Below are 10,232 nucleotides of genomic sequence, written 5' to 3'. Positions count from 1 at the left end.
AAATATATTTCAATTGAAATAAGTGCTGTTAAAAAGATGAATGAATAGATTGTTTTACTAAAAATAGTTCTATTAGAGAACAAAATATAAATTAACCATAAAAGTAAGGCTGGCTTGAGTGTTAACTCAGGTATTTTTTGTGTCCAAAAAATTAATTCACTAGATGGGTCTTGCTTTGTTAGCTTCAAATTTAAATTAATGATTAAACCTGTATTTGTAATAAGGATATTGGATAAAAAATAACAGCCCAAGAAGTTAGTGACGTTCATTTTCTTTATCAAGAAATACAAGGAAATAAGTGATAATATTGCTAAAATCATGAAAAGCCCAACCGTTTGCATATAGTCACCATCTTTAATTGTTTGTATTAATTTATGCATAAATGACTTAAATACACGGTATCTAAAGAAAATACTCCTAAAGATAAATCATTTTTCTAATTCTTAAATCAATACAAGTCAAAAAGAAACAGACTTTTTATTCGAATTTTGTTCCTTTGTTGGCTTTCATCTGCACCTTTCGTAGAAAAAACTTAATAGTATGCAGCTATTTATGGGTTCAGAAGATTTAACACTAAAAAAACTCTTCAAAAGTTGAACGAGTTTTTTTAATGTTTTTTACCAATTCATATAAATTATATAAACATCGAAAAGCCTCTTTTGTGACCCATTCTTAAATTCTCTTTTTATTTCGAAGTAATTCTCTATCAATGGATTGGGGCGGCTTTTCAAACCATCCGTGTTCAATTAAGATTTTTGCACCTTCCTCAGCATAGGCACCAACCTTAAGGATAAACTCCTCATATTTCACGGTTAAATCTTTCCGAAGTGATGCAGCTATGGCAAGACCAAAATCCCCTATACCGATGGCACTTTGAGCATTCGTGTGGAATAGCATTAATTTATCTGAGAATGGTGCATCAGTGCTATTTGTAATAGTAGAATCCCAAGTTGAAGGATAAGAATTATCGTCTTCTTTTAATTTGATCATAAAATCCTCAACCATTTTCTTTCCTATATCATATCCACTTTTAAAGTAGTCACTAATTTTTTTGGACTGAGCGACTTGACTGAATCCCAATAGAAAAGTTTTGGCTACATTTGCTACTTCAATATTAACCCCTAAATGGGCAATTTCCACCCCAAGGAGCGGTCTGCGATGTCCTATTAGCCCACCGAGGAACTTTCGATCTGTAACAAACTCTACTTTATCCGGATAAGAAATATAAGGAGACCGGATAAAGACCCCTTTTTCTTGCATCAGTTCTGTATTCTGGTCATACAAAGTTTCTGCTTGATTTAAAAAACGCTTAAACAAGTTACGGACATCTTTACGAGCAGATATAGACTTAGCTAGACTATATGAATTTAATCCCGTTCTCCCCATATGGTGCAAGTAACGCTGGTACGTTACATCAGAAAAAAGTTTCCTCGCTTGTAAATTAACATCTTGTTCTCCAAACCCTTTAGGAAGAGGAATCCCTTCTTTTGAAAATAAATCTGATATTTGAGCAACATGATCGGTTGAATAGTCCAGTGCAAGCTGAATAATTGGTTTAATATCCTCATCCTCACAAGTATGTAAGAAATGTTTTAGCAAACATATCGACATGGTGTCACCTATATAAGTACTCCACAACATCGAAATTTCAGCAGATGTTATCTTCGGTTTATGTTCTACCATACATTTTCATTCCCATCACATATTTTCTTTAAGTATTACCATGTTTATGGGGGGAAATGTAAATTAACATCATACATTAGATAGATTATCCATTACAAAAAACAAAAGATGAGGAATAAGGTACACTGGAATTGGAATATGTTTTGTTAAATTCTTCAACTAACCCTGTTCTACCCTTCAAGCCCTCTTGTATTTAAGCAAAAGGGCGTGGAAAGTCTAGTTTCCACGCCCTTATCCCTGAGTTTCGTACAGGTCACAGTCATCTATTTTTTTAAAAGCAAATACACAAAGTATGGTGCACCAATTAATGCAGTCATGATTCCTGCCGGTATACCTTCTGGTTCAAGGAGATTGCGGCCGATGGTATCTGCGAACAGTAGGAGCCATCCGCCGATCAAAACTGCGATTGGCAGGAATAATTGATTTCTTGGGCCTATCAGTGCTTTTGCAAGATGCGGGGCCATCAATCCGATGAAAGCAATGCCGCCTGTTACCGACACGGCCGAAGCTGCTAATGCAACAGCTGTTAAAAGCAGGACGATTCTTTCTTTTTCAATCGATACTCCGACACCAATCGCAACCGGATCGCTTAAGCTCAGAAGGTTTAGGCGATTGGCTTTATAAAGCGTAAACGGCACCAGGATCAGCAGCCACGGCAGGAGTGCCAGAATAAACGGCCAGTCTGTTCCCCAGATATTGCCTGCAAGCCAGCGGGCGATGAAGTCAACCTTTTGCCTTTCCGCTGCTGAAATAATGACAATCATCGCACCGGACAGTGCCATCGAAAAACCGATACCGACAAGAATCAGTCTCACAGGCTGAAGTCCGATCCCTTTTTTATAAGAAAACAAATAAATCAGGATCGCTGTCACCAGTGCACCACCGAAAGCGACCAGTGGAAGCATGTACGCAAACGAAGCGGCATCGATTGGGAAGAAAAGAAAGAACACGGCAATTCCTAATCCGGCTCCAGAATTTATCCCAATGATCCCTGGATCAGCCAAATCGTTTCTCGTTAGTCCCTGCAAAATCGCTCCGGAAAGTGCCAGCGCCATCCCAGCTAGAAGTGTCACGATAATTCGAGGCATCCTGATTGAAAACAAAACAAATTCTTCTTTAAACGTGCCATTTCCGAATATCGTCGGCAAGATCCGATTATACGATACGGAGGCATAGCCCAATCCCAGACTGACTACGATAGTAAAAATAATTAAAACAGACAAGGTCAACACAATATACCTTTGCTTCTTGATTATCGACGGATGGATCATGTGAAGCTCTTCCCTCCTTTACGGACAATGAACAGGAAGAACGGCAGTCCGAGCATGGAAATAATCGCATAAATCGGTGTTTCATAAGGAGCGTTGATCGTTCGCCCAAGCGTATCTGCGATCAGCATGAACGACGCGCCGAATATAGCTGACATCGGCAGGACGAATCGATAATCGGTGCCGACGATCATTCTGACTATATGCGGGACCATCAGCCCGATAAAGGCCATGTTTCCAACTAGCGCAACCGAAGACCCTGCCAGTAAAACAATAACCATGAATAATACCAATTTAATTAAGTTTGTCTTCTGGCCAAGTCCTACTGCTACTTCTTCACTCAAGCTCAAAATCGTCAATTGCCTTGATAGGTAAAATGCAACCAGCATTCCAACCAGGATGAACGGCACAATGATTTTCAGCTGAGTCCATGATGTTCCCATTAGGCCCCCGGCTGTCCACATTGAGACATCTTTTGAGATTTTAAAATACAGACCGATTCCTTCAGCTACCGCGAACAAAAAGGCGGAGACTGCGGCTCCTGCCAGGACGATTCGCAATGGGGAGAACCCGCCCTTCTTCAAGGCACCAATCCCAAAAACGAGGACGACGCCGACAGCTGCTCCGATAAAACATGCAAATGTGATTGCGAGGTAACCGGCCGAAGGACTGAGCGCCATAATTAGTGCCAATGCAGCATTTGCTCCAGCCGTCAATCCAAGCAAGCCCGGGTCAGCGAGCGGGTTTCTCGTCAAGCCCTGCATGATCGCACCAGCTACGGAAAGGGCGGCACCTACGAAAATTGCCGCAACCTCCCTCGGAAGCCTGATTTCCCTGATCATGGTAATTGTATCTGTTTTGACGGTTGAAGTAATCGCAAGCCAAATCTCTTTGACGGTCGTATCTGCTGCCCCGAAGACCATGGCCGTCATGAAGCTTGCGGCCAGAATGAGGATTCCGGCAACAAACCTGGCAAGCATGGAGAGCGAGCTGTTATGGTTGATCATAATGCATCTCATCTTTCTAATAGCAAGAAGAGGAATCCATAAGAATTCCTCCTGCTAATTGTTATTGTTCTAGAAATGATTTTTTAAAGAATTCCAGCTGATATTCAAGTGTTAGAGGATCATTGAAATAGAACTCCTTCGCATTCACTTCGAATACACGGTTATTCTTTACTGCAGGGATATTTTTATAAGTCTCAGTTTGCTGGAAGGATGTATCTCCCTCTGCATTCTTGCTGAACACAACATAATCACCAGCGTATTCAGACAATACTTCAGGGGAAATTGCATAGTAACCAGGTTCTAGAGCTGCTTCCTTCACTTTTTCAGGCATATTCAAGCCCATTTCCTGATAAAGGATTTCCGTACCCCTTGCCCAGTTGTCGCCAAATACATACAGTTCCTTGTCGAAGTTTTCAATAACAGAAACGGTTGCATCTGGACCAATTTTCGCCTTGATTTCTTCGCCAGCCGCTTTAGAGTCAGCCTTGAAGTTATCGATCCAATCTTGAGCTTCTTTTTCCTTATTCAAAACCTTGCCGATTTCAAGGTGCTGCTCTAGATAACCTAGCTTACCATATGTGAAAGTAACAGTAGGCGCGATTTCCTTCAGCTTATCGACATTTTTGATATTAGATAGACCAATGATCAGGTCTGGATTTAATTCAATGATTTTCTCCAGATTTTCATCTGTCACTTCTTCCACGTCCTTTAATTTTTCAAAACGCGGATTCATTTTTGACCATGCGTCAACACCGACCATGTTCACATCTAGAGCCATTACATTTCCCGCAAAGGAAGAAAGGACAATGACTCTTTCTGGATTTGCAGGTACTTCTACAGCACCATTTTCAGATTGATAGGTGATTGTTTCTGGTGTATCTTCTTTCTTTTCTTGATTTGATTTTTCATTGGTCTCTCCGCCTCCGCAAGCACTAAGAACGAGCACAAGCATAAGCAGGAATGGCATAAGTAATTTCTTCATTTTCTTCTTCTCCTTTTAGTAAGTTGTACGTGATGCAAATCGGTTTATTTGTACGTGGATCTCTCCCGATTTCAGCGTCAATTTGGAATACTTTCCTGAGAACAGGCTTGTTGATGACTTCTTCACTTGTTCCTGTTTTGACAATCCTCCCCGACTTTAGGGCAATAAGATGATCGGCAAACCTGGCTGCATGGTTCAGATCATGAAGCACCATGACAATCGTCCGGCCTTGCTCCCTGTTCAATTTTTGCAATAACTCGAGAATCTCAAGCTGATGCGCCATGTCAAGATAGGTCGTTGGTTCATCAAGGAATATCATTTCCGTTTCCTGTGCGAGTGCAAGTGCGATCCAGACACGCTGTCTCTGCCCGCCGGACAAGGAATCGACAGCCTCGTATTTATAACTCGCCGTCCCTGTCACTTCAAGAGACCAATTAATGACTTCCATATCCTTTTTAGTCAGCCTCCCAAATCCCTTTTGATATGGAAAGCGTCCGTACGACACCAATTCCCCTACCGTCAGGCCGGCTGCACTTTCAGGTGTTTGTGGAAGAATGGCCATCTTTCGTGCCAGGCTTTTCGTATCTTCATTAGAGATACTCGAACCATCCAGGTAAATCGATCCAGACTGATGGGGAATGATTCGTGACATCGATTTTAGCAATGTCGATTTGCCGCAGCCATTTGGGCCAATGATAATCGTGACTTGCTGATCGGGGATTTCTAAGGTCAGGTTGTTCACGATTGTTTTTTCCCCGTATCCCACGTTCAATTGGTCTGTGTATAAGCGGACCATTCATCATTCCTCCAAAGTTTTTCATTTTCTCGTTGATAATGATTATCAGTGTCGTTTACAATGTATACTATAAAGCTATTCATTTATTCAGTCAATGACAGATTTGTGAAAATTTCATTTTCATCATTTTTTACCGTATACATTTGTAAAAATTTCGAGGAGTGTTTCCATTGCATAACAAAGAAATCTACGACATTACGATTATCGGTGGCGGGCCTGCGGGGCTTTATTCTGCCTTTTATGCCGGCCTGCGGGAAATGAAGACGAAGATCATTGAAGCCCAGCCTGATCTTGGCGGTAAAATTCATGTCTACCCTGAAAAAGTGATCTGGGATGTTGGCGGAATTGGCCCTATTACTGGCGCAAATTTAATCAAACAGTTAAAAGAACAGGCGATGACTTTTAGCCCTGAGGTTGTGTTGAATGAAAAAATTGAATCCATCACCAAGGATCAGGATTTCTTTTTACTAAAATGTGCTTCGGGAGAGATTCACTATTCGAAGTCTGTCATCGTTGCGATTGGAAGCGGAATCTTAAAACCTCAGAAACTAAAACTTGAGGGTGCAGAAACATTCGAGGTGTCAAACCTTCACTATATGGTCAATTCTCTCAAATACTTCAAGGATCGGACGGTTGTCATATCCGGTGGCGGCAATTCTGCGATTGATTGGGCGAACGCGCTCGAACCTGTTGCTAAAAAGATCTATCTCGTCCACAGGAGAGATTGCTTCTCTGGCCATGAATCACAAGTGACCCAGCTGATGAACAGCTCTGTGGAATGTTTGTTTCATTCAAGCATTACCAATTTAATTGCTGATCAAAGCCGGTCATCAATTGAACATGTACAAATCACCAATCAGAATACAGGTGAAGTGCTGAGTCTTGCTGTTGACGATGTACTAGTCAATCATGGTTTTGATCAGGACGCTTCATTGCTGCAAAATAGTGAACTTGAACCGAAGTTGATTGATGATTTTTACATTGATGGAACAGCAACAAGCGAAACCTCTGTCCCCGGGTTATTTGCAGCAGGAGATATTTTAAAGCACGAAGGAAAATTGAATCTGATAGCTGGTACTTTCCAGGATGCTGCCAACGCAGTCAATAAAGCAAAACAGTTTATCGAACCGGCAGCTTCAGGAGCGGCAATGGTCTCATCCCACAATAAAGTATTTTCAGAGAGAAACAAGGAAATGCTTTTTCAATTGATAAAGTGATTTTAGAAAAGGAGATTCATTTGGTTTAGCAAAAAAACAGCGCAGACAACGATGTCGGAAGCCACTCAAAGCTGGATTGGCTTTTAAACAGAAAACTCTTTGTTCTACTTCTTTCATTTTCCATTCAAGTCTTTGAAGGACAAACATTGAAAGGGTAAAATGATAATAAAGATAACAAGAATGAGGAGACTTTTATGTCTAAATACAAAAAACAGCAACGTCAAGACCGCTGGGATCATAAATACGATTCGCTTGATCTGAAAAAGCTGCTGACAATCTTGAAGGAAAACCGGAGGAACATCCAGAGTAATCAGCAGCTTTATTATGATCCAGACCAAGATGAGCTGGATATCAAGGAATATTACCGGGGCGCTCAGAATCTGGATTTGTCGGGCCTGGCTCTCTTTTACAAATTCCACATGATTGTATTCCAATCACATCAGAATCAGCTGCCCTACTTCCTGGCAAAGGATTTGTATTTGTACACATGGGTCGATTTATATCCGGATGGGTCCGCGAAGAGTGTCTATTCCAGCCAGATGAAGGATCCGGAGTCATTGTTGATTGAGGATAACGAAACACTGAGGGAGAAATACGATGAGTTCAGACGGCGATCACGAAAGATCCAGGTGAATGGATTTGATTCGATTAAGGATTTGAAGGTTTTTGAGGACCATTTCAAGATGAACACCGAGCATATTGTGCCGCAGTCCTGGTTTGAAGGTGCCGAACCTATGAAAGGCGACCTTCACCATCTCTTTGTCTGCGAACCTGATTGCAACATCTCGCGCTCTAACTACCCATTTGCCGATTTTGATTTTTACAATCCGGAGCGTGACGATGAGCCAATTCAGAATAACTGCGGAGTCACAACAGGCTTCGAGTTCGAACCTGAACACGGCAAGGGAGCCTCCGCTCGGGCCATGCTTTATTTTTTCCTGAGATATCCTAAACGTGTAAAAATCGAATTCAAAAAGAAAGTCGATATCCCGCTTCTCATCCGCTGGAACAAAGAATTTCCGCCCACACTCTACGAACAGCACCGCAATCAAGCCATCTACTATATCCAGGGAAACCGGAACCCGTTCATTGATTTTCCGGAATTGGCGGAGAAGATTGAGTTTCCATGGTAAAGGCTGAACCAGCATGTGATGGTTCAGCCTACTTATCTTTACTTCCTCATATCTCTTAACAAGTCAAAAAGATTAAGATGATGAATCAACTCTGTTCGCGTTTCCTCTTTTCCTTTTACACCAAAATAGTTTTCCCAATCAAACGATGAATCATAACTATCACCGTTTTCCCAGTTATAGGTTTTTTGCTGCTGCTCGACCAGCAACTGAACTGCCAACTCTCTATCCCTCGGTTTTAGCCACTCATCTTCAAAGTCAAATTCATCGTCATCCATAAAAGAGTCTTTCCAATCACCTTCAACTTCAAGCTCAAAGAATTGAAAGCCAAAATCCAGTTTCTCTAACTTCTCGATTTCTGCCATTTCTTCATGTGTTACACCGTATGGAACCCCACCTTCCGTGTAACCAGCAATAAATGCAAAAGTCTCATCGGACTCCAATTTAAATTCTAACCGGGCCTTTTCCCTCTCCCGTTTTCTCTGTCTGTGGATTCCCAGTCTTCCCCGCTTCTCTTTTTTGGTCTTCTTTCTATGCTTCGCCAATTGAACTACCTTCCAATTCTATTAATCTCTCAGCCAATGAGCGTATTCTATCTTCTCATCTTCAGTTAAGAGATCAAGTTCCTTTTTTGCCTCAAGCACAAGCAAAAAGTCATCCCAGCCATTATGGTTAAACTTGCTCCAAATTTTTTGATTCACTTTATGAAATTCATGAATTTTTTCCGTCAAGTCATAATAAGGCATATCTCCATTTTTCCAGAGCATGAAATCATTGAATAAACCCTGCAATTCCTCTTCAGTCACTTTTTTATGATAGCTTCCGACGATGTCTCGATTCCTTTCCCTTTCAGCTTTTGAGAATTTCTTATTACTCATATAAGACACTCCATCCTCTAAAATTTTAATTTTAATATAAAATCTTTCCTTTTATAAAACAAGAGGAGAACTCTATAGTTTTAAATGTAATTTCTGTTTGAAGTATGCATGCTCTTATCTTCCATCTTGAGTTACTAGATTCACGTGATTTTCTTAAGGAATTATTCTTTAATTCTCGGCCAGTGTTTTCTGTCTCCATTAGAACATGGTCTCAATTGACATAAATAAAGAAAAAAATAAAGACTGTAATTTAGATAAATTTATAGATAAAGTGTTCCTTGTATGAATTTGAGAGGAGTGGTCTGCTATGTTTTATAGGTTCAAAAAAGAGCAGCAGCAAGAAATGATTTCTGATATCCAGAGGTTTTTTTCAGACGAAAGGGATGAAGAAATTTCGGAATTTGCAGCGGAAAGAGTTCTGGACTTCATAAAAGAATCCCTAGGACCCCACTTTTATAACGCAGCTGTATTAGATGCCATCCAAGTTGTAAATCAACAACATTCTTCTATGGAAGAGGAAATGTTAACCTTGGAGCAGCCAATAAGAAAATAGTATATACCTGAAACCCGGATCATGGAAAGCCGGGTTTTTCTTTAAAAAGTGGTAGGTCTGCACAAAGTGTTAATGCTGTAAATGATAGTCCCATCGCCATAGCAAGCTTATAATCCTTTCCTGCTTTATACATATAAAGATTTATAAAAGTTGCTACTATTGCAATAACCCCTAATATTACCCACATAACTATACCTCCATATATTTTTATTTTTGTCGTGTAATAATACTCATGCTAACCTGCTTCTATAGTTGAATAAGTAAATGGCCGGTGATCAATTAAGGAGGTTCAGTTATGCCTCTGTGAATTGAAGTAAATCGAATTCCCAAATAACCAAATACATTGGAGCTGCTACGATTATCATTCCTGCAAAAAAATAGGTTATCGTTTATCGCCCAGTTAGCTTAAAAAAATCTACTTCTTTTTATACCTGCTTCGTTAATTCAATAATCTCTATTCAACATAAGTAATAACATTCGTAATGATTCAGAAATATTTTTTCATTATTAAATTCACTTACACTAACCAATTGATGACTTCAACCTTTTCTCCTTCTTTTAAGCATACTTGCTTTAGCATTTGTAAAAGAAAAGTCCTCGTAAACTCTCGCAATTGTCCATTCAATAAATATTTGATTATTAATTCTCAATTGAATCCAACCCATTTCATAAGGTTTAGAAGAGACTTATATTCTTGTATTTATACTAGGATTCATTA

The 10,232-nt window shown here is 40.1% G+C and carries 12 protein-coding genes; 3 read left to right on the top strand and 9 right to left on the bottom strand.

Annotated features, from left to right (window positions below):
• The 6 genes from ACH0QE_RS18525 to ACH0QE_RS18500 all read right to left on the bottom strand — a co-directional run.
• A partial coding sequence (locus ACH0QE_RS18525) for a hypothetical protein (protein ID WP_415801963.1) occupies window positions 1-341 on the bottom strand: 341 nt, incomplete at its 3' end.
• A 331-nt stretch (window positions 342-672) separates the two neighbouring features.
• Window positions 673-1,683, bottom strand: coding sequence for a DUF3231 family protein (locus ACH0QE_RS18520; protein ID WP_415801962.1), 1,011 nt, complete (start codon window positions 1,681-1,683; stop codon window positions 673-675).
• Window positions 1,684-1,946: 263 nt separating this feature from the next.
• A complete protein-coding gene (locus tag ACH0QE_RS18515; RefSeq protein ID WP_415801961.1) occupies window positions 1,947-2,954 on the bottom strand; it encodes a FecCD family ABC transporter permease in 1,008 nt (335 codons plus the stop codon).
• A complete protein-coding gene (locus ACH0QE_RS18510) occupies window positions 2,951-3,931 on the bottom strand; it encodes a FecCD family ABC transporter permease (protein WP_415801964.1) in 981 nt (326 codons plus the stop codon). Before ACH0QE_RS18510 ends, ACH0QE_RS18515 begins: the two co-directional genes overlap by 4 nt.
• 88 nt (window positions 3,932-4,019) lie before the next feature.
• Window positions 4,020-4,940, bottom strand: coding sequence for an iron-hydroxamate ABC transporter substrate-binding protein (locus ACH0QE_RS18505; protein WP_415801960.1), 921 nt, complete (start codon window positions 4,938-4,940; stop codon window positions 4,020-4,022).
• Entirely contained in the window at window positions 4,891-5,736 is an 846-nt protein-coding gene (locus tag ACH0QE_RS18500; protein ID WP_415801959.1) for an ABC transporter ATP-binding protein, read from the bottom strand. Before ACH0QE_RS18500 ends, ACH0QE_RS18505 begins: the two co-directional genes overlap by 50 nt.
• 170 nt (window positions 5,737-5,906) lie before the next feature.
• Here ACH0QE_RS18500 and ACH0QE_RS18495 point away from each other — a divergent pair, with 170 nt between their 5' ends.
• Both ACH0QE_RS18495 and ACH0QE_RS18490 read left to right on the top strand, forming a co-directional pair.
• Window positions 5,907-6,953 (top strand): NAD(P)/FAD-dependent oxidoreductase, encoded by a 1,047-nt coding sequence (locus ACH0QE_RS18495; protein WP_415801958.1) that lies wholly within the window; start codon window positions 5,907-5,909, stop codon window positions 6,951-6,953.
• Between the two features lie 194 nt (window positions 6,954-7,147).
• Entirely contained in the window at window positions 7,148-8,086 is a 939-nt protein-coding gene (locus tag ACH0QE_RS18490) for an endonuclease I family protein (RefSeq protein ID WP_415801957.1), read from the top strand.
• A 38-nt stretch (window positions 8,087-8,124) separates the two neighbouring features.
• On the opposite strand, the gene ACH0QE_RS18485 is transcribed toward ACH0QE_RS18490, so the two are convergent.
• Both ACH0QE_RS18485 and ACH0QE_RS18480 read right to left on the bottom strand, forming a co-directional pair.
• Window positions 8,125-8,628 (bottom strand): hypothetical protein, encoded by a 504-nt coding sequence (locus tag ACH0QE_RS18485; RefSeq protein WP_415801956.1) that lies wholly within the window; start codon window positions 8,626-8,628, stop codon window positions 8,125-8,127.
• A gap of 21 nt (window positions 8,629-8,649) precedes the next feature.
• The gene (locus ACH0QE_RS18480) at window positions 8,650-8,961 is read right to left on the bottom strand and encodes a hypothetical protein (RefSeq protein ID WP_415801955.1); all 312 of its coding nucleotides are present in this window, start codon (window positions 8,959-8,961) and stop codon (window positions 8,650-8,652) included.
• A 307-nt stretch (window positions 8,962-9,268) separates the two neighbouring features.
• Between ACH0QE_RS18480 and ACH0QE_RS18475 the strand changes: the two genes are divergently transcribed.
• The gene (locus tag ACH0QE_RS18475) at window positions 9,269-9,514 is read left to right on the top strand and encodes a DUF2164 domain-containing protein (RefSeq protein ID WP_415801954.1); all 246 of its coding nucleotides are present in this window, start codon (window positions 9,269-9,271) and stop codon (window positions 9,512-9,514) included.
• A gap of 19 nt (window positions 9,515-9,533) precedes the next feature.
• Here the strand turns inward: ACH0QE_RS18475 and ACH0QE_RS18470 are convergent, their stop codons facing one another.
• Entirely contained in the window at window positions 9,534-9,701 is a 168-nt protein-coding gene (locus ACH0QE_RS18470; RefSeq protein ID WP_415801965.1) for a hypothetical protein, read from the bottom strand.
• Between the last annotated feature and the right edge of the window lie 531 nt (window positions 9,702-10,232).

The sequence above is a fragment of the Mesobacillus sp. genome (assembly GCF_047739415.1).
In the GTDB taxonomy this organism is placed as follows: domain Bacteria; phylum Bacillota; class Bacilli; order Bacillales; family Cytobacillaceae; genus Mesobacillus.
This window is presented reverse-complemented; position numbering and strand designations above follow the sequence as displayed.

Coding starts and splice junctions, on each gene's coding strand:
- ACH0QE_RS18515 (WP_415801961.1), bottom strand. CDS start 2,954: ATGATCCATCCGTCGATAATCAAGAAGCAAAGGTATATTGTGTTGACC.
- ACH0QE_RS18490 (WP_415801957.1), top strand. CDS start 7,148: ATGTCTAAATACAAAAAACAGCAACGTCAAGACCGCTGGGATCATAAA.
- ACH0QE_RS18475 (WP_415801954.1), top strand. CDS start 9,269: ATGTTTTATAGGTTCAAAAAAGAGCAGCAGCAAGAAATGATTTCTGAT.
- ACH0QE_RS18480 (WP_415801955.1), bottom strand. CDS start 8,961: ATGAGTAATAAGAAATTCTCAAAAGCTGAAAGGGAAAGGAATCGAGAC.
- ACH0QE_RS18470 (WP_415801965.1), bottom strand. CDS start 9,701: ATGTGGGTAATATTAGGGGTTATTGCAATAGTAGCAACTTTTATAAAT.
- ACH0QE_RS18520 (WP_415801962.1), bottom strand. CDS start 1,683: ATGGTAGAACATAAACCGAAGATAACATCTGCTGAAATTTCGATGTTG.
- ACH0QE_RS18510 (WP_415801964.1), bottom strand. CDS start 3,931: ATGCTTGCCAGGTTTGTTGCCGGAATCCTCATTCTGGCCGCAAGCTTC.
- ACH0QE_RS18500 (WP_415801959.1), bottom strand. CDS start 5,736: ATGGTCCGCTTATACACAGACCAATTGAACGTGGGATACGGGGAAAAA.
- ACH0QE_RS18505 (WP_415801960.1), bottom strand. CDS start 4,940: ATGAAGAAATTACTTATGCCATTCCTGCTTATGCTTGTGCTCGTTCTT.